The following is an 18,659-nucleotide window of genomic DNA, read 5'->3' on the forward strand; positions in this document are numbered from 1 at the left end:
GTTGAAGCATGGCCGCCATCACCATGAAGAACATCGTCAAGCGGTACGGCGACGGGTTCCCGGCCGTGAACGAGGTGTCCCTGGACGTGCGGGACGGCGAGTTCATGATCCTGGTCGGGCCGTCCGGCTGCGGCAAGTCCACCCTGCTGCGGATGATCGTCGGGCTCGAGGACATCACCGCCGGGGAGATGCGGATCGGCGAGGAGGTCGTCAACAAGATCGCGCCGCGGCAGCGGAACCTGTCGATGGTGTTCCAGAACTACGCGCTCTACCCGCACCTCACGGTGTACGAGAACATCGCGTTCCCGCTCCGGCTGGCGAAGGTGTCCGGCGACGAGGTCGACCGGCGCGTCCGCGAGACGGCCGAGCTGCTGGAGCTGACCGAGCACCTGCAGCGCAAGCCCGCCAACCTGTCGGGCGGGCAGCGGCAGCGCGTCGCGATGGGCCGCGCGATCATCCGGCAGGCGAACGCGTTCCTGTTCGACGAGCCGCTGTCGAACCTGGACGCCAAGCTGCGCGGCCAGATGCGCACCGAGATCTCCCGGCTCCAGCGCCGGCTCGGCGTCACGACCGTGTACGTCACGCACGACCAGACGGAGGCGATGACGCTCGGCGACCGCGTCGCGGTGCTGCGCAAGGGCGTCCTGCAGCAGGTCGGCAGCCCGCGCGAGCTGTACGAGGAGCCGGTCAACCTGTTCGTCGCCGGGTTCATCGGCTCGCCGTCGATGAACTTCCTGCCCGCGTCCGTCGACGGCACGTCCCTCGACACCCCGCTCGGCCGCTTCGAGGCCGGCGACGCCCGCAAGGCCGCCGCGATCGGCGACCGCGAGGTCGTGCTGGTCGGGATCCGGCCCGAGCACTTCGAGGACGCGGCGCTGGTCGGCCCGGACAAGAGGGCGCGCGGCAGCGTGGTGCGGGCGCGCGTCGACGTGACCGAGTGGCTCGGCAACGAGCTGTACGCCTACGTCCCCTACGAGGCCCCGGCCGACCTCACCGCGCAGCTGCGCGACCTGTCCCGCGAGCTGGACAGCGACCAGCTGCGCACCCAGGCCGTCGTGGCGCTGGACGCGGCGAGCCAGATCACGGCGGGCGACGAGGCGGAGCTGTGGATCGACACCGCGAAGATCCACCTGTTCGACCCGGCGACCGGCGAGAACCTCACCCGCGACGAGGAGCGGGTCGCCGAGCTGGCCCGCGTCGCCGAGCGCGCCGGCGACGCGCAGCGCCGCGCGCAGCGGCCGGGCGAGGGCGCGGGCGCCGCGGCGGACCCGGCGGGAGGTGAGGACGCGCCGGTCACCACGTGATCGGTCGCGGGACGTCCGGGGCCCGGCCGGCCGGGCCCCGGCGCCTATGCTGGCGCGATGCCGCCCGTTTCCGCGCCGGTCGAACCGGTCACGCCGGATCCGCCGGGCTCGATCGACCGCCCGCTGCTCACCCAGTCGTGGCTGGACGTGGCGATGGTGCACTGGGCCGTCGACCCGGGCGACGTGGCGGAGCTGCTTCCGGCGGGCGTCCGCCCGGACACCTTCGACGGGGTCGCCTACGTGGGCCTGTTCGCGTTCCGGATGCACCGCGTCGGCTGGCTCCGGCTGCCGGGCGTCCCCTATCTTGGCGATTTCCCGGAGACGAACGTCCGCCTTTATTCGGTGGACGGTCACGGTAGGCGCGGCGTCGTCTTCCGCTCCATGGACGCCTCGCGCCTGGTCCCCGTCCTCATGGGCAGGGCCGGTTTCGGGCTGCCCTACCTGTGGTCGCGGATGTCGGTCCGGCGAAGCCGCGACATCGTCGCCTACACGGGTTCGAGGCGCTGGCCCGGTCCTCGCGGCGCGCGTTACCGGATGGTGGTGCGCACGCTGGAACGGATCGAGGAACCGACCGCCCTGGAGCACTTCCTGACCGCGCGGTGGGGGCTGCACAACGTCTTTCTGGGGCGGTCGATGTACCTGCGGAACACGCATCCGCGCTGGCCGCTGCACCGCGCCGAACTGCTCGAATGCGAGCAGAACCTGGTGGCCGCCGCCGGGCTGCCCGGGCCGCTGGGCGACCCGGTGAGCGTGCTGCACTCGGCCGGCGTCCCGGTCCGCTTCGGCGTGCCGTCCGGACCGGTGCGCGTCTCGTAGGACGAGCCGGTCAGGCGCCCGGGATCTCGATGCGGACGCCCCGGCTCTCGCCGGTGGCGTGCAGTTCGAGCGCGCGCGCCGCGAACCCGGTCGGGACGTCGAAGAGCAGGTACGTGGCGAAGGACGATCCGGCGGGCATCGTCCGGGACGCCGACCTCGTGTACGTCTTCTTCCTGGACCTCCGGACGACGAACGAGCCGGGATGCGCGCCGCCGTCGCCGTGCAGGCGCTGCGCCGCCGCGTCCAGGCGGAGCGTGGTGGATCCGGTGTTGGCGGCGGTCAGCCGGACGCGGCAGAGGGCACCGTGCGCGCTGATCCCCTTGATCCTGACGCCGCAGCGGGGGCCGGACGCGGTGAAGGACAGGTCGCCGTCCCGGACGGGAGTGCCGAGGACGCCCCGCACGGGCGCGGTGGCGTGCCGCTGGTACAGGTAACCGCCGCCCGCCGCCCCGGCGACCAGCAGCAGCACGAGCGCGGTGAGGAGCCGGCGCGGGCCGGTGGCGCGGCCGCCCGCGAGCCGGATGTCGCGGATCGCGAGCCAGCCGATCTGCAGGGTGACGGCGAGGTCGGCGACCGCGACGAGCGGCAGCAGCCATCCGGCGGCGCCCCGCCGGTAGCTGTTCAGGATGAGCAGGACGGCGAACGCGGCGATCGCCTGCACGCCGAGGACGGCGCCGAACGCCTGGAACACCCGGCGCACGGCCCGCACCGGTTCGCCCCGTCCCGGCGGCCGGGGGTCGGCGGACGGCCAGTCGACGGGGCCGGGCGGGTCCGGGCGGGTGGTCTGCGGGTCGGACACCGGCACCACCGTAGGGTCCCGCCCATTACAAGATCGTCTTTGGCCTGAAGCGGCCAGGCGGAGGCCGCGCGCCGGAACGGGGCCCGCGCAATGGACCGATGGGGCGCGATGTAAGTTCTGCGACATGGGGGACTTGTGGGGGCGGTCTGTCCGTGTCGTCGCGGGGGCCGCGGTCCTCGCCCTGCTGCTCGCCGGCTGCCAGAAGGCGGCCTCGGAGAAGCCGGCGAAGGAGAAGCGGCAGGTGGCCGCGCCCGCCGTCCGGCAGCGGCAGCCGGACACGGCGGCGGTATGGCGGAAATGGGGCCTGGAACCGATGGCGCCGGCCCCGGCACCGCCCGCCGACAAGCCGCTCAAGCTGCCGAAGAAAGGCCCGGCGAAGGTCTTCCAGAACGTCCCGACCACGGACAAGGTCGTCTTCGTCACGCTCGACGACGGGCAGGAGAAGGACCCGAAGTTCGTCGAGATGATGAACGACCTCAAGGTGCCCGTCACGATGTTCCTCACCAAGGACGACGTCCAGGACGACTACGGGTACTTCAAGCCGCTGCAGGCGCTCGGCAACCGGATCCAGGACCACACGATCACCCATCCCGTGCTGCCCGGCCTCGGCCCCGAAGGGCAGAAGCACGAGATCTGCGGCGACCGCGACGCCCTCGTCCAGCAGTACGGGACGGCGCCGACCCTGCTCAGGCCGCCGTTCGGACGATGGAACTCGCTGACGCAGGAGGCCGCGCGCGAATGCGGGATCAGCGGCATCGTGATGTGGGTGGCCTCCATGCAGATCCACGACTTCCAGTACGACGACCCGAACAAGGAACTGCATCCGGGCGACATCCTGCTCGCCCATTTCCGGGGACGGGAGCAGCTCAGGGGCGAGTCGATGACGCAGATGTTCGCGCACCTGCTCAAGCAGATCCAGAAGCGCGGGTTCAGCGTCGGCCGGCTGGAGGACTACATCAGCGTTCAATGAACACGCGGACGCTCTTCACGGAGGAGTCGGCGGCGTCGGGAATGACCATTCCGGCGTCGACGCCCGTCCGCAGGTAGTCGATGACCGGGGCGGTGATCCGCTCGCCGGGCAGGACGGCCGGGATGCCGGGCGAGTACGGCGTGATCATCTCCGCGGAGACGCGGCCCACGGCGTCGTCGGCGGAGACCTGCTCGGCCGGGCCGAAGAACGCGTCGCGCGGCAGCACCACAAGTTCGAGCCGCAGCTCGGACGGCGTCGGCACCCGCACCTCGGGGACGCCGCGCAGCGAATCGATGTTGTCGCTCAGGTCGCGGAGCGCGGCGAGGAGGTGCCCGACGGTCTCCTTGTCGTCGGCGAAGGTAAGCTGGGCGCTGATCCGGCGGTGGTCGGCCAGGTGCATGTTCACGCGGTGGTGCTCGCGCAGCCAGTCGGCGGCGCGGTAGCCGCTGGTGCCGAGGTCCGCGAGGTCGATGACGATCGGCAGCGGGTCGAGGTCCCGCGCGAGCCCCGGGCCGGTGAACTGCTCGCGGCCCTGCACGTCGTAGCCCATCTCCGCGAGCTCGGACCGGGCCCGCGCGGCGAGGTCCAGCGCGTTGCCGAGCAGCTCGTGGCCGTGCTCGACCATCTGGCGGCGCCATCCGTCCAGGCCCGCGTACAGCAGGACGGACGGGCTGGTGGTGCCGAGCAGGTCCTCGCGCGCCTTGAGCACGTCGGGGTCGACGAGCGAGCCCTGGAGGTGGAACACCGAACCCTGTTCGAGACCGGCGCCCATCTTGTGGACGCTGGTCACGCACACGTCGGCGCCGGAGTCCATCGCCCACGTCGGCAGGTCGGGGTGGAACGGCAGGTGCGCGCCCCACGCCTCGTCGACGATCAGCGGCTTGCCCCGCTTGTGGCATTCCTCCGCGATGGCCGAGAGGTGCGCGCACGTCCCGTACGGGGTGGGGCTGGTGACGAGGGCGCCGCGCGCGTCGGGATGCTCGTCGAACCGGGCGGCGAACGCCTCGGGGGACGGCGGGTGGGCCAGGCGGCGCTCGGCGTCCCACTGCGGCTCCACCCAGATCGGGCGGATGCCGGCCAGGATGAGCCCGGACACCACGGACTTGTGCGCGTCCCGCCCGACCAGCAGCTTCTCGTGCGGGCCGGCGACCGAGAGCATCGCGCTCTTGACCGAGAGCGAGCTTCCGCAGGTGGAGAAGAACGTCTGGTCGGCGTGCACCGCGTCCGCCATCAGCTCCTGCGCGCGCTCCAGCACCCCGTTGCTCGACATCCGGTCGTCGAGGCCGGAGATCGCCAGCAGGTCCGACCGGTAGACCGCGTCGCCGAGCACCTCGCGGGCCCGCGGGTCGGCGCCGCGGCCCTGCTTGTGGCCGGGCGGGGTGAACGGGACCTGGCCCTCCCGGTGGTAGGCGGCCAGGGCTTCCAGAACGGGGGCATGGGAGTGGTCCATGGGCTGCGTGTTCCCCGCCACCGGGCGCTCTAACGGAGGGGCCGGTGGGACGAATGGGACGGGCGGCACAGGGTAGGGCGACCGTCATGAACGATCGCATACCGGCCGAGGCGGAGCTGGCCTGGGAGGACTTCCACCGGCTCGTCAACATGACGTCCGACGAGCTGCGCACCTGGCTGCTCACGGACGCCTCGGGCGAGGAGGCGTTCCCGGCCGAACCGGAAACCGGCGTCTCCGAGCTCGGCGCCCGTGTGGTGGACCTGCTGCGCAAGCGCAAGGTCGACCTCACCGACGGCGACGCCGACGTGATGCGCCAGGTCGTGGACTACGTCGAGGAGCATCTGGACGCCCCGCCCCCGGACGGCGCGGCCAACGAGCGCTGGCGGCACGAGCTGATGACGGTGGGCCACGATCCGCTGCGGCCCGAGCCGTCAAGCGCCTAGGAGGGGAGGAACCATGCCGAACCCGCAGCAGCCCGAGATGAGGCGCTCCGGGCGGACCGCCGTGACCGAGGAGCCGGCGCCGGAGGCCACCGACCCCAGGTCGACGGGGGCCAAGGGCCACGCGCACGGCACCGACAAGGGCAACAGGGGCGGCGGCAAGGGCGGCGGGACACCGCCGGACCAGAAGCCCCCGCACCCCGAATAGCCGACGGACGCCGAGGCCGCCCCGGGCGCGACCCGGGGCGGCCTCGGCGCGCAGCTCTCCGGTAGGCGCGGCGGTTCGGCGGGACGGCGAGGGTAGGGGCGGAGCGTGTGGGAGATCTCCCCGGGTCAGGGGATCGTGCAGATCGGCGAGCTGCTGCTCGCCCTGGTGCTGTCGGCCTGCATCGGCCTGGAGCGCGGGCTGCGCAACAAGAGCGCGGGCCTGCGCACGCACACCCTCGTCGGCGTCGGCGCGGCGCTGTTCATGCTGGTCAGCAAGTACGGGTTCCAGCACGCGCCGGGGCACGTGTCGTTCGATCCGTCCCGGGTGGCCGCGCAGATCGTCTCCGGCATCGGCTTCATCGGCGGCGGGCTGATCTTCGTCCGGCGGGACGCGGTGCGCGGGCTGACGACCGCGGCGGTGGTGTGGGTGACCGCGGCGGTCGGGATGGCGGCGGGCGGCGGGCTGTGGCTGCTGGCGGTCGTGGTGACCGGCGGGCATTTCGTGGTCGTGTACGGGCTGAGCGCGCTGACGCGGCGGCTGCCGCTGGAGCGGTTCCGGCCCGCCGGGCCGGCCCGGCTCCGGCTCGTCTACCGGGACGGGCGCGGCGTGCTGCGGCGGGTGCTGGTGGAGTGCACGCAGCGCGGGTTCGCCGTCCTGGAGGTCAACGTCGAGCGCGAGTACCTGCCGGACGACTCCGACCGCGGCCGTGACGAGCGCCGCGACCGGGACGAGACGTCGGCGCGGCGCGCCCCGTGGAACGCGGTCGTGACGCTGGTACTGGAGGGGCCGGGCTCGGTCCCCGACCTCACCGCGATCCTGAGCGAGCTGCCCGACGTGGCCGGCGTCACCGTGGGGTCCGACCACGGTGACGACAAGGACTGATCCAACGGCGGCCGATCGGCTAGGGGGCCTGGGTGTGCGGGCGGTAGCCCTCGTCCTCGCCGCCCGGCGCCTCCGCCTCGGCGTTCGGGGGGTCGGTCTTGCTGGGGGTGTGCTCCTCGGCGAAGTCGGCGTCGGTCTCCTGCGGCGCGCCGGCGTCGGCGCGCCGGTCGGCGAGCGGCTTGTCCTCGTCCCGTTTCTCGGTCATGTGCTTCCTCTACTCCGGGGCGCCGCGAATAAACGCCTAGGGTGAAGGCATGTTGTACGGGCGTGACGAGGAACTGGCCGCGATCGACCGGCTTCTCGGCCAGGTCCGTGAGGGGCGCGGTAGGACGCTTGTCCTGCGCGGTGAAGCCGGCATAGGCAAGACCGCGCTGCTCGACCACGCCGTTGCGAAAGCATCGGACATGCGGATGCTGCGCAGTACGGGTGTCGAGTACGAGAGCGGGATGCCGTATGCCGGTCTCCACATGCTCTTGGGCGGGCACCTGGATCGCATCGACTCGCTACCCGAGGCGCAGGCCCGCGCATTGCGCGCCGCCCTCAACATGGGCACCCGCCAGGACACCGACGGCGGAGACAGGTTCCTCGTGGGTCTGGCCGTCCTGACGCTCTTGGCGGACCTTGCCGAAGAGAAGCCGCTGCTGTGCGTGGTGGACGACGCGCAATGGCTCGACGGCCCGTCCGTGGAAGCGCTGCTGTTCGCCGCGCGCCGCCTGGAGGCCGAACCCATCGCCATGCTGTTCGCGGCCCGCGACATGGACGCGCCGGAGTTCCCCGCGCCGGGCCTGCCGGAGCTGCGGTTGCGCGGCCTCGGCAAGGACGCGGCCACCGAACTGCTCGCCCGGCACGCCGCCGAGCTGCCCCGGCACGTCCACCACGAGGTCCTCGCCGCGGCGATGGGCAACCCGCTCGCCCTCCTCGAACTGCCCGGCCTGCGGACGCACGCGTACGACACGTCCTCGGCCTACGAGCGGATCCACCGCGCGTTCGCCGAGAAGATCGCCGCGCTGCCGGAGCCGTCCCGGACGCTGGTCCTGCTCGTCGCGGCGGACGACCTCGGCGCGACCGGCGTGGTCGTGGAGGCGGCGGGACGGCTCGGCGCGTCCGTCGCCGACCTGGAGCCCGCCGAACGCCGCGGCCTGCTGCGCTCCACCGCGGACGGCCGGCTGGAGGTGCGGCACCCCCTCGTCCGCACCGCCGCCTACGGCGAGGCGCCCCTGACCCTGCGCCTCGCCGCGCACCGCGCGCTCGCCGCCGCCTACCGCGAGCGCGGCGACCACTGCCACCACGCCTGGCACCTGGCGAAGTCGGCGGTCGGGCCGGACGAGGAGGCCGCCGCCGTCCTGGAGTCGACCGCCGACGCCGAGCGGGACACCGGCGGCGACGCGTCCGCCGCCGCGATGTACGAGTCCGCCGCCGCGCTCAGCCCCGACCCGTCCGCGCGCGGACGGCGGCTGGCGGCCGCCGCCCGCGCCTACGCGTTCGCGGGCCTCGCCGACCGCGCCGTCGAGCTGGCCGCCCGCGCCGAACCCGACCTGCCCGACCCGATCGCCCGCGCCGGCCTGACGCTGATCCGCGCGTCCCTCGCCGACGACCAGGACCGGACGAAGGAGGCGTACCGGATGTTCGCCGAGACCGCCGCGTCCGTCGCCGAGCTCGACCCGCACACGTCCGGGTACCTGTTCTTCCAGGCGGCGGGCGCCGCCGCCAACGCCGGCGACTTCGCGTCCGTGGAGGCCATCGCCGCGCGCGGCGCCGAGCTGGACCTGCCGAACGCCTCGCACCTGCGCGCCCTGGCGCGGGTGTTCGCCGGGCAGAACCCGCTCGCCGCGTCCGGCGACATGACCGCGGGCGTCGCGGCGCTGCGCGAGCTGACGGCCGCCATGAACGCCTGCTACGGCCCGCGCGACCGGATCCGCCTCGGGATGTGGCACATCCTGCTCGGCGACATCGAGGGCGCCGCCGAGACCGCCGCCGAGCTGGAGCGCCGGTACCGCGCGCAGGGCGCGATCGGGCTGCTGGCGCAGGTGCTGATGATCCGCTCGCGGGCGCTGCTGCTGCTCGGCCGGCACCGGGACGCGCGCACCGCCGCCGACGAGGGCATGCGGATCGCCGCCGACACCGGGCAGCACCGCATCCGCGTCTACCTCGCGACCGTCCTGGCGCTGCTCGCCGCCATCGCGGGCGACGAGGCGCGCTGCGCGGAGCTGACCGAGGAGGCGCTGGCCCGCGGCGTCCCGCCGAGCAATGTCCACGCGGCGGCGGCGCGCAGCCTCCTCGACCTCGGGCTCGGCCGCCACGAGGCCGCGCTGTCGCGGCTGTCGGACGTGGTCGCCGGGCCGTCCCGTCAGGGCGCGATCGCGAGCCTGCCCGACCTGGTCGAGGCCGCCGTCCGCGCAGGCCGCCCGGAGCTCGGCCGCGAAGCCGCCGACTGGTACGCCGGCTGGGCCCGGCAGATCGGACGGCCGTGGGCGGAGGCGATCGCGCTGCGCTGCACCGCGCTCCTCGACCCCGGCGACGCGGCGGACGCGGCGTTCGCGCAGGCCGTCGAGCTGCACCGCAAGGGCGGCACCCCGTTCGAGCGGGCCCGCACCGAGCTGCTCTACGGAGAGTGGCTGCGGCGCGCGCGGCGGCGCAACGACGCCCGCGTCCAGCTCCACTCGGCGCTGGAGGCGTTCGAGCGGCTCGGCGCGGCGCCGTGGGCCGACCGCGTCCGCACCGAGCTGCGCGCGGCGGGGGAGAGCCTGGCCGGCGGCGCGGACGGGGACGCGGACCGCGACGACCTCGCCGCCCGCCTCACCCCGCAGGAGCTCCAGGTCGTCCGGCTCGCCGCCGCCGGGCTCAGCAACCGGGAGATCGGCGCGCAGCTGTTCCTCAGCCCCCGCACCGTCGGCTACCACCTCTACAAGGCGTATCCGAAGCTCGGCGTGGCCGCGCGGGGCGAGCTGCCCCGGCTCGACCTCACCTGAGCATGCGGGCCGGCGTGACCTCCTGCGAGTGGAGCACGAAGTCGAGCAGGGCGCCGGGGGAGGAGCCGGGCATCCTGTGGTCGGCGTCGTCCTCGGGCCGGTAGCCGGGGCCGATGACCCGGACGGGCGCCGGGGTGGCGAGCCAGTCCGCGACCGCCGCCGGGTGCGGTCCGCGCAGGTCGAGCAGGTAGTGCGGCGGCCCGGCCTGGCCGAGGACGGCGTCGCCGAACGCGGCGGGCGGCGGCGGGACCCGGACGCCGCCGTGCACCGCGCCGTGGTCGAACGTCAGGCCCACCGCGAGGTAGCCGTCGCCGAGGTGCTTGCGCAGATGGCCGCCGGTGTTGGTGCGCGCGGACGGCCCGCTGGTCACGCCCTCGCCGCTCGCCGCGTGCGCGATGCCGCCCCAGTAGACGACCCTGGACCGCGTCCGGTCGTGCCACCAGAGCAGGTTCGCGGCCATGCGCAGCTCGCTGAACGGGATGATCTCCTCGGGCGGCAGGGCGTGGAACCGGTGGAAGTCCACGATCGCGCGGGCCGCGTGCAGCGCCTCGCCGTCGCCGTCGCCGCCGCTCAGCTCGCCGACCAGCGCGTACGCCTGCTCGGCGCGGTCGATGGACGGCTGCTTGCGGGGCTCGCGGCGGAACCGTCCGACGTGCTCGTCGATGTCGCCGTCCGGTCGCAGCGGTGCGTAGAGCCGCTCGATCTCGGCGAGCCGCCCGGGCGCGGCCCGCCGGACGTGATCGATGACCAGGTCGTAGGCGGCCGCCCGCACGGTGGTGAAGTTGAGGCCGAACACCCGGACCGGATCGTCCGGATGGCGCTCGTTGAACGCCCGGATCCAGAGCAGCGCGTCCAGGACCTCCTCGGTCCGCCACGGCAGCCACGCGTCCGACAGCAGGGCCCGCGGATCGCCCGCGCCCGTCCGCGCGTACGCGTCGAGGCGCAGGCCGTTCGTCCAGTCCTCCTCCAGGGCGAGCGTCCGGAACCCGAGTTCCTCGACCAGGAACCGCAGGACGCGGTGCTGCAGCACGAACAGCTCGCGGGCGCCGCGCGTCGCGGCCCCGAGACCCGCCACCCGCGCATCGCGCGCCGCGTCCCGCAGCGGTTCCAGGTCGCCGAGCGGCCCGTCCGCCGAAGCGGCGGCGACCGGCCGCGCGGCCCGGCCGATCCAGCTCGTGACCGCGTCTTCCCTGTTCATGGGGTCTCCTCTCGTCGCAACCGACGCTAGGAGACCGGTCACCGGCCGGGCATCCGTCACCCGACCGGTCCCCGGCCGCATCAGTGTCCCTGTGGGGACGACCAGGTGCCCGTTAGGCGCGCAGCGAGCCGGCGATCTGGCGGGTCGTGACGTTGATGCGGTTCCAGGAGTTGATCGCGCCGATGGCGATGACGAGGTACGCCAGGGCCTGCTCGTCGTAGTGGTCGGCGGCGTCGTCCCAGACGTCGTCGGGGACGCCCGCCGGGTTGTCGGCGATGCGGGTGGCGGCCTCGGTGAGGGCGAGCGCGGCGCGCTCCTCGTCGGTGAAGTAGGGCGCCTCGCGCCAGGTGGCGACCGACCAGAGGCGCTCGTCGGTCTCGCCGGCCTTCTTGGCGTCGTAGGCGTGCATGTCGGCGCAGAAGCCGCAGCCGTTGATCTGGCTGGCGCGCAGTTTGACCAGTTCGAGCGTGGTCTGCGGGACGCCGCTGCGGTGCAGCACGGCCTCCAGGTTCAGCAGCGCCTTGTAGGCGTCGGCGGCGACGGTGCTGATGTTCTCGATCCTCGGCTTCATCGTTTCCCTTTCCTAGATGGGGGATATCCAGATTTCGGGCCGGCCGGCGCCCGGACGGGGTCCGGGGCCGGACGGTCAGTTGCGCGCGTACCAGGCGCGGATGCTCTCACCGAGCCGCGGCGCGCTGCGCTCGGCCGCCGCGCGCACGTCGGCGAGCGTCTGGTCGGCCAGCGCCCGGCGCCAGGCCAGCTCGGCCCGGCGCATGGCGGTGCTGACGGCGCAGGGCCGCCGCAGCGCGGACTCGGGCGTGCCGGCGCCCGCCCCGCGGCGGCGGATCTCGGTGCACTGGAAGGCGTCCTCGGGGCCCTCGATCGCCGCCACGACGTCCATCATCGTGATCTTCTCCAGCGGGCGGGCGAGCCGGAAGCCGCCCCGCGCGCCCGGCGTCGAGGTCGCCAGGCCCGCCCTGACCAGGGCCTGGAGCTGCTTGTTCAGGTAGGGCGGGGGGAGGTCGAAGCCGGCCGCGAGCCGTGCCGTCGGCACGGGCCGGTCCTCGTCCATCCAGTCGAGCTGCAGCAGGCAGTGCGCCGCCCACTCGACCCCCTCGCTGATCCGCATAACCTGGACATTACACGTCTAGATTAGATCCGTCCAGCGCCTTCACCAGCCGCGCCGGGTCGTCGCCGTCCAGGACGATCCCGAACACCTCGGCCAGCGTGCCGGGTACCTCCGCGGCGGCCAGCGCCTGCTTGCGCGACTCGCCGGACGGCCGCGTCACGGTCAGCGTCGTCCCGTCCAGCACGTGCAGCGCCTCCGGGGAGAACCGCTGGGCGAAGGGACGGGCCGTGAACGGCGAGCGCGGGCTCGTGGACACGTAGTGGTTCAGCACGTCGAAGTCGATGCGGAACGCCTCGTCCAGGGCGAAGGAGTGCCGCCGGATCCAGCCGTCCGGGCCGCGCTGGTGCAACTCCCACAGGTGCGTGCTCGGCCGCCACGCGGCGGTGACCCGGCCGGGCCGCAGCCGGAACCCCCAGCCGTCCTGATCGACCTCCCGGTCGCCGGGGATCTCCAGCGGCTCCAGCGGCCCGGCGCCGAACCCGACGTCGCACAGCAGCGCGGGCTCGTCCGCCGGCTGACCGGGCGTGCGGACGTGCAGCAGCGCGTGCGTCGCCGGGAGCATCTTCTCCGCGCCCATCGACACCCGGCCGGTCAGCGCGACGACCTCGAAGCCGATCCGCTCCAGCACCGCCGCGAACAGCCGGTTGTGCTCGAAGCAGTACCCGCCGCGCGGCCGGTCGACGAGCTTGCCCTGCACGGCCGCCAGGTCCAGCTCGATCGGCCGCCCGAGGATGATCTCCAGATTCTCGAACGGGATGGCGGTGACGTGCGCGCGGTGCAGCGCGCGCAGCGTCGCCGCGTCCGGCCGCGGGTCGCCGTCGTAGCCGATCCGCGCCAGGTAGGCGGGCAGGTCGAGCCGATCGCCCTGCCAGCCGAACCCGAGATCCTCGCTCATGGTGTCCCCTCCGTACGCCCGGCCCCGCGTGCGCGGCCGCGCTCGAACTCGCTCTCGAACAGGGCAACACCGATCGCCGCCGCGATCCTCCCGGCGGCGCGGTCGACGTCACCGCGCTCGGCCGCGGGCAGCGGCGCCCCGGCCGCCGCGCGCAGCGCGGACGCCTCGCCGAGCAGCCCCGCCGCCGCGGCGTGCTCGCCCGCGAGCGACCGCGCCCCCGCCAGCCCTTCGAGCGCGAGCGCGACGGCGCGCGGGTCGCCGGTGGCGCGGGCGCCGGCGAGCGCGTCGAGGTGCAGGGCGCGCGCGGATTCGGCGTCCCCGCGCAGCTCCGCGATGTAGCCGAGCTGGACGTGCAGGAACGCGATCCCGGCCGTCCCGCCGATCCCGTGCAGCCAGCCGAGCGAGGCGCGCAGGTGCCGTTCGGCGGCGTCGAGGTCGCCGCGCGCCCGCGCCACCAGGCCGAGCCCGGCCTCGGCGAACTCCTCGGCGGACCGCGCGGCCTGCCGGGAGGCGATGTGCAGCGCCCGTTCGTGCAGGTCGCGGGCCTCGTCGAGGGCACCGGTCAGCAGCGCGAGGCGGCCGAGCCCGGCGGTGCGGAACGCCACCTCGGGCCACATCCCGAGGTCCTCGGCGATCCGGAGGCCGGCGCGGTGGTGGCCGGCGGCGGTCGCGTAGTCGCCGGTGATCTCGGCGTGGCGGCTGAGCGCGTCGGTGGCCTCCAGCCGTCCCCACGCGTCGTCCAGCGCGGTGAACAGGTCCATGCTCTCGGTGCCGTCGCGCCGCATGGACTCCAGGCCGCCGTGCACGATCGCGAACTTGGCGCGGGTCGCCAGCGCGGCCGCCGTGTACCAGTAATCGGCGTGCAGGCGGAACACGGTGAGGGCGTGCTCCACGCGCGCCTGGTTCGCGGCGATATCGCCATAGGCCCAGTGGACGTGGCTGAGGAACCACTCGGCCCGCGCATAGGCGAAGGAGCCCTGATCCTCGTATCGCTCCAGGGCGGCTATGCGCAGGCGCTCGGAATCGGTGGCCTCGCCGGACAACATGGTGAAACCCGCGAGCCACGTCTCGGCCTCTACGCGTCCGGACGCCGTCGCAGGGGAAGCCGCCAGCGCTTCCTCGAAGGCGCACCGCGCCTCGCCGAACCGGCCGCGCAGGTACCAGTACCAGCCCAGCGCGTTCACCAGCGGCAGCCCGCCGCCCTCGGCGAGAGCGGCGGTCAGGTTGGCGCCCTCCTGATCGAGGCGCTCCAGCCACTCGTGCTGCGCCGGCCCGCGCAGCAGGTCGGCCGCCTCCCGCGCAAGGCCGGTGTAGTACCGGACGTGCCGCCGCCGCAGATCGGCCTCCTCACCGGCCTCGCGCAGCCGCTCCAGCCCGTAGGCGGCGACCGACTCCAGCAGGCGGTAGCGGTCGTCGCGCGTCCGCACGACCAGCGACCGGTCGACGAGCCGCGCCAGGACCTCGGCGTCGGCGCCGCACACCTCCTCGGCGGCGGCGAGCGTGCAGCCGCCCGCGTGGACGGCGAGGCGCCGCAGCACGGCCCGCTCGTCCGCGCCGAGCGGCTCCCAGCTCCAGTCGATCACCGCGCGCAGCGTCCGCTGCCGCTCCGGGCCGCCGCGCCGCCCGCCCGCCAGCACGCGGAACCGGTCGTCCAGCCGCGCCGCCAGCTCCCGCACCCCGAGCGCCCGCACGCGCGTCGCCGCCAGCTCCAGCGCGAGCGGGACGCCGTCCAGCCGCCGGCAGATCGACGCGACCCACGGCGCGGACGCCTCGTCCAGCACGAACCCCGGATCCGCCGCCGCGGCCCGCACCGCGAACAGCCGGACCGCGCCGGACTCCGCCATCGCGTCCGGCGCCGTGGACGGTCCGGGCAGGTCGAGTGGCGGGACGACCAGCAGCCGCTCGTCGGGCAGGCCCAGCGGCTCGCGCGAGGTCGCGAGGATCCGCAGGCCCGGCGCCGCGGCGAGCAGCCGCTCGGCGAGCTCGGCGATCTGCTCGACCACGTGCTCGCAGTTGTCGACGACCAGCAGCGTCCGCCGCCCGCGCAGCGCCTCGCCGACCCGCTCCACCGGGTCGGCGGCCCGCCGCCCGGCCGTGCCCGCCACGTCCGGCGCGGCCTCGTCCCGCAGGCCGAGGACGTGCCCGACCTGCCGCGCCGCCTCGGCCGCCGTCGCCGGACGGCCCGCCGCCAGCTCCACGAACCAGACGCCGTCGGGATGGACGGCGGCCGAGCGGGCCGCGGCCTCCAGCGCCAGCCGCGTCTTCCCGACGCCTCCGGTCCCGGTCAGGGTCACCAGGCGGTGCGCGGCCAGCAGCGCGCGGGCCCGCTCGACGTCGCGCTCGCGCCCGATCAGCTCGCCGAGCGCGGCGGGCAGCCGCGGCGCGGTGCGCGGGCGCTCGCCCTCGGCCGGGTCCTGTTCGAGCATCGACTGGTACAGCGCGGTCAGCTCCGGGCCGGGGTCGACGCCGAGCTCGTCGGCGAGGCGTTCGCGCAGGTCGTGGTAGCCGGCCAGCGCCTCGCCCTGCCGCCCGGACCGGTAGAGGGCGCGCAGGTGCGCCGCGCGCAGCCGCTCCCTGAGCGGGTGCAGCGCCACCGGCGCGGCCAGTTCGGCGGCGACCGCCGCGTGCTCGCCGAGGTCGAGCCGCGTCTCGGCGTGCTCCTCGAGCGCGGCCAGCCGGCGCTCCTCCAGGCCCGCGGCCACCGCCTCGGCGAACGGGGCGCCGGAGAAGCCCTCGAACGCGGGCCCCCGCCACAGCGCGAGCGCCGAGCCGAGGAGGTGCGCCTTGGCGACCGGGTCGGCGGCCTCCCCGGCCTGTGCCAGGAGGGCCGTGAACTCGCCCGCGTCCACGGCGTCCTCGGGCTCGTCGAGCGCGTACCCGGGCGCACGGGAGACGACCAGGGCCCGCCCGCCGGGCTCGGCCTCCTCCAGCACCCTGCGCAGCTGCGAGACCCGGGCCTGGAGCGTTCCCACCGGATTGCGGGGCGGACGGTCGCCCCACAGCGCGTCGACCAGCCGGTCCACCGGGACGGCCCGTCCCGGCTCGGTGAGCAGCGCGGCCAGCAGCGTCCTGACCTTGACCTCGGGCACCCGTACCGGCGTCCCGCCGGATGTCCATACCGCGAGCGGTCCCAACACCCCGTAGCGCATCGCGCAAGCGTAACCACCGCTACGGACAGACCCGCAGCCGTTCCGTAGCGCGCGCAGCCACCGTGGAGGCCGAACAACACGCCTCTAGGAGGAGCACATGAAATCCCCGGTCACCGTCATCGGCCTAGGACCCATGGGCGCGACCATGGCGCGGACGTTCCTCGCCAACGGGCACCCGACCACAGTGTGGAACCGCACGCCGTCCAAGGCCGCCGCATTGGTCGAGCAGGGCGCGGTGCTCGCCGCCACCATCTCCGACGCGCTCGCCGCAGCGGAACTGGTCGTCATCAGCCAGACCGACTACACCGCCATGTACGACTCGATCGGCGACGCCGACATCAAGGGCCGCGTCCTGGCCAACCTCAGCTCCGGCAGCCCGGACGAGCTGCGCCGCGCCGCCGCCTGGGCCGGCGAGCGAGGGGCCGACCTGCTGACCGGCGGGATCATGGTCCCGCCGCCCGGCATCGGGCGGCCCGGCGCGTACGTCTTCTACAGCGGCCCGGAGGCCGTGCTGGACCGCCACCGCGAAACCCTCGCCGAACTGGGCGACACCACGTTCGTCGGCTCGGACCCGGGCCTGTCGATGCTCTACTACCAGACGCAGCTGTACCTGTTCTGGTCCACGCTCACCGCGTACATGCACGGGATCGCGCTGCTCGGCAGCGCCGGTGTGTCCGCGCGGCAGTTCCGCCCGCTGGCGTCGTCGCTGCTGGAGAGCCTCACCGGCGACGGCCCGATGGGCTTCCTGCGCATCCTCGCCGAGGAGATCGAGACCGGCGTCTTCCCGGGCGGTGCGAACAGCCTCCGCATGCAGGCCGTGGGGGCCGACCACGTCGTCGAGGCGAGCCGCGAGGCGGGGGTCGACACCGCCGGGCCGCTCGCCCTGCGGGACCTGTTCTGGCGTGCGGTGGACGCCGGCCACGGCGGCGACGGCCTGGCCGGCGTCATCGAGGCGATCCGCCGTCCCCGGCGAGAGGGAGGCGCATGACGAAGCACGCGCCCCTGGCGCTGTCGGCGATGGACAGCGAGCCCCCGTAGATCTCGGCGATCTCGCGGGCGATGGGCAGCCCGAGCCCCGTCCCCTGCGGGTCGCGTTCGCGCGACTCGGTCAGCCGCGCGAACCGCTCGAAGACCCGTTCCCGCTGGTCGGGCGGGATGCCGTGGCCGTCGTCCTGGACCTGGAGCAGCGCCATGCCGCCGTCCCGCCGGACGGTCACCTCGATGCTCGACTCGGCGTGCCGCTTGGCGTTGCTCAGCAGGTTGCCCAGCACCCGCGCCATCCGCACCGGGTTGGCCCGGACGACGACGCCGGGCTCCAGCCGGGTGGTGATCGGGACCCCGTCGGTGCGGCGCTCGGTCTCCCGGCGGGCCAGCTCGGCGAGGTCGACCGGCTCCACCGGCTGCGGCGCCCGCGCGTCCAGCCGGGACAGCTCCAGCAGGTCGATGACGATGTCGTTGAGCCGCTCGGCGTCGCGCAGCGCCGAGCGGATCATCGGCCGCGCCTCGCCGTCCACCTCCTCCAGCGCCATCTCCAGCTGCATCTGCAGCCCGGCGATCGGGTTGCGCAGGTCGTGGGAGGCGTCGGAGATGAACCGGCGCTCGCGGTCCGTCGCCTCCTCCAGCCGCTCCAGCGTCCGGTTGACCGTCTCGCCCAGCGCCTGGATCTCCCCGTGCGTCTGCGGGACGAACACGCGCTGGTCGAGGTCCCGGGCGTCGAGGTCGGCCAGCTGCCGGCGGATCCGGTCGATCGGGGTGAACGCCCGCCCGATCGTGTGCCACGTCCACCACGCGACGAGCGCCAGCAGCCCGAGCAGGACCAGGACCAGCGTCAGCGGCAGCGCCCACACGTTCAGCAGGCCGGGCAGCGGGGTCGCCGCGATGATGATCACGTCCTGGCCGCCCGGCGCGGTCCGCGCCCGCATGCCGAACACCCAGGCGCAGCCGGGGACGAAGTCCGGGCAGCCCTTCTCGTCGATGACGAGCTTGCCGGACGTGCGGCGGATGTAGCCGAGCGGCGGCATGCCCCGCGCGGAGTCGCTGGCCGCCAGGACGGTGCGGCGGTCGGTGCTCACGATCTGCGCCAGCGGCGCGTCGCCCGGCCGGGTCGGGACGAAGCCGGTCGCGAGCATGCCCTCGCCGCCGTCCCGCAGGAAGTCGAAGGTGATGTGCTCGGCGGTGGTCTCGGTGTCGCGCGCGACCCGGTTCTCCAGCCAGTCGCGGACGAGGAGCATGCCGAGCACGAAGATCACCGTCAGGAACACGGCCGTGACGCCGACGGTGAGGACCGTCGCGCGCCCCCGCACGGACACCAGCAGCCGGTTGCGCCAGTAGCGGACGCGCTCGCCCCACTCCTGCGTCACAGCCGTCCCCCGAGCCGGATCGTCACGAACAGCGCATGTCTCGCTACCAAGCGTAGGCGACGGTGGATACAGGGATGCTCTCGGCGTCCA

At 74.4% G+C, this 18,659-nt stretch carries 17 protein-coding genes; 8 read left to right on the top strand and 9 right to left on the bottom strand.

Going from position 1 to position 18,659, the window contains the following annotated elements:
* Positions 1-8 precede the first annotated feature (8 nt).
* Both QP089_RS04775 and QP089_RS04780 read left to right on the top strand, forming a co-directional pair.
* Positions 9-1,304 (top strand): ABC transporter ATP-binding protein, encoded by a 1,296-nt coding sequence (locus QP089_RS04775; protein WP_285910039.1) that lies wholly within the window; start codon positions 9-11, stop codon positions 1,302-1,304.
* A gap of 57 nt (positions 1,305-1,361) precedes the next feature.
* On the top strand, positions 1,362-2,120 hold the full coding sequence (locus QP089_RS04780; RefSeq protein ID WP_285910041.1) for a YqjF family protein: 759 nt from the start codon (positions 1,362-1,364) through the stop codon (positions 2,118-2,120).
* Positions 2,121-2,130: 10 nt separating this feature from the next.
* On the opposite strand, the gene QP089_RS04785 is transcribed toward QP089_RS04780, so the two are convergent.
* A complete protein-coding gene (locus QP089_RS04785; RefSeq protein WP_285910043.1) occupies positions 2,131-2,919 on the bottom strand; it encodes a DUF4352 domain-containing protein in 789 nt (262 codons plus the stop codon).
* Positions 2,920-3,043: 124 nt separating this feature from the next.
* Here QP089_RS04785 and QP089_RS04790 point away from each other — a divergent pair, with 124 nt between their 5' ends.
* The gene (locus tag QP089_RS04790; protein WP_285910044.1) at positions 3,044-3,889 is read left to right on the top strand and encodes a polysaccharide deacetylase family protein; all 846 of its coding nucleotides are present in this window, start codon (positions 3,044-3,046) and stop codon (positions 3,887-3,889) included.
* On the opposite strand, the gene QP089_RS04795 is transcribed toward QP089_RS04790, so the two are convergent.
* On the bottom strand, positions 3,876-5,339 hold the full coding sequence (locus QP089_RS04795) for an aminotransferase class I/II-fold pyridoxal phosphate-dependent enzyme (protein ID WP_285910045.1): 1,464 nt from the start codon (positions 5,337-5,339) through the stop codon (positions 3,876-3,878). The two genes, QP089_RS04790 and QP089_RS04795, sit on opposite strands and share 14 nt — an antisense overlap.
* Positions 5,340-5,425: 86 nt before the next feature.
* Between QP089_RS04795 and QP089_RS04800 the strand changes: the two genes are divergently transcribed.
* The 3 genes from QP089_RS04800 (at position 5,426) to QP089_RS04810 (ending at position 6,869) form a co-directional block, all read left to right on the top strand.
* Positions 5,426-5,782 carry a DUF3140 domain-containing protein gene (locus tag QP089_RS04800; protein ID WP_285910046.1) on the top strand — a complete coding sequence of 119 codons (357 nt, stop codon included), beginning with the start codon at positions 5,426-5,428 and terminating at the stop codon, positions 5,780-5,782.
* A gap of 13 nt (positions 5,783-5,795) precedes the next feature.
* Positions 5,796-5,987, top strand: a complete 192-nt coding sequence (locus tag QP089_RS04805; protein WP_285910047.1) for a hypothetical protein — start codon at positions 5,796-5,798, stop codon at positions 5,985-5,987.
* A 105-nt stretch (positions 5,988-6,092) separates the two neighbouring features.
* Positions 6,093-6,869 (top strand): MgtC/SapB family protein, encoded by a 777-nt coding sequence (locus QP089_RS04810; protein WP_285910049.1) that lies wholly within the window; start codon positions 6,093-6,095, stop codon positions 6,867-6,869.
* 19 nt (positions 6,870-6,888) lie between these two features.
* On the opposite strand, the gene QP089_RS04815 is transcribed toward QP089_RS04810, so the two are convergent.
* Positions 6,889-7,074, bottom strand: a complete 186-nt coding sequence (locus QP089_RS04815; RefSeq protein ID WP_285910050.1) for a hypothetical protein — start codon at positions 7,072-7,074, stop codon at positions 6,889-6,891.
* Positions 7,075-7,123: 49 nt separating this feature from the next.
* Here QP089_RS04815 and QP089_RS04820 point away from each other — a divergent pair, with 49 nt between their 5' ends.
* On the top strand, positions 7,124-9,838 hold the full coding sequence (locus QP089_RS04820; protein ID WP_285910051.1) for an AAA family ATPase: 2,715 nt from the start codon (positions 7,124-7,126) through the stop codon (positions 9,836-9,838).
* On the opposite strand, the gene QP089_RS04825 is transcribed toward QP089_RS04820, so the two are convergent.
* The 5 genes from QP089_RS04825 to QP089_RS04845 form a co-directional block, all read right to left on the bottom strand.
* A complete protein-coding gene (locus QP089_RS04825) occupies positions 9,831-11,036 on the bottom strand; it encodes an erythromycin esterase family protein (protein ID WP_285910052.1) in 1,206 nt (401 codons plus the stop codon). The genes QP089_RS04820 and QP089_RS04825 overlap by 8 nt on opposite strands.
* 112 nt (positions 11,037-11,148) lie before the next feature.
* On the bottom strand, positions 11,149-11,607 hold the full coding sequence (locus tag QP089_RS04830) for a carboxymuconolactone decarboxylase family protein (RefSeq protein ID WP_285910053.1): 459 nt from the start codon (positions 11,605-11,607) through the stop codon (positions 11,149-11,151).
* Between the two features lie 75 nt (positions 11,608-11,682).
* Positions 11,683-12,165, bottom strand: a complete 483-nt coding sequence (locus QP089_RS04835; RefSeq protein WP_285910054.1) for an RrF2 family transcriptional regulator — start codon at positions 12,163-12,165, stop codon at positions 11,683-11,685.
* Between the two features lie 10 nt (positions 12,166-12,175).
* Positions 12,176-13,060 (bottom strand): arylamine N-acetyltransferase family protein, encoded by an 885-nt coding sequence (locus tag QP089_RS04840; RefSeq protein ID WP_285910055.1) that lies wholly within the window; start codon positions 13,058-13,060, stop codon positions 12,176-12,178.
* Positions 13,057-16,209 carry an AfsR/SARP family transcriptional regulator gene (locus QP089_RS04845; RefSeq protein WP_285910056.1) on the bottom strand — a complete coding sequence of 1,051 codons (3,153 nt, stop codon included), beginning with the start codon at positions 16,207-16,209 and terminating at the stop codon, positions 13,057-13,059. Before QP089_RS04845 ends, QP089_RS04840 begins: the two co-directional genes overlap by 4 nt.
* A gap of 97 nt (positions 16,210-16,306) precedes the next feature.
* Here QP089_RS04845 and QP089_RS04850 point away from each other — a divergent pair, with 97 nt between their 5' ends.
* Positions 16,307-17,197, top strand: a complete 891-nt coding sequence (locus tag QP089_RS04850; protein ID WP_285910058.1) for an NAD(P)-dependent oxidoreductase — start codon at positions 16,307-16,309, stop codon at positions 17,195-17,197.
* On the opposite strand, the gene QP089_RS04855 is transcribed toward QP089_RS04850, so the two are convergent.
* Entirely contained in the window at positions 17,154-18,569 is a 1,416-nt protein-coding gene (locus tag QP089_RS04855) for a sensor histidine kinase (RefSeq protein WP_285910059.1), read from the bottom strand. The genes QP089_RS04850 and QP089_RS04855 overlap by 44 nt on opposite strands.
* Between the last annotated feature and the right edge of the window lie 90 nt (positions 18,570-18,659).

Origin of the sequence: Actinomadura opuntiae (assembly GCF_030283205.1) — a bacterium.
Classification (GTDB): domain Bacteria; phylum Actinomycetota; class Actinomycetes; order Streptosporangiales; family Streptosporangiaceae; genus Spirillospora.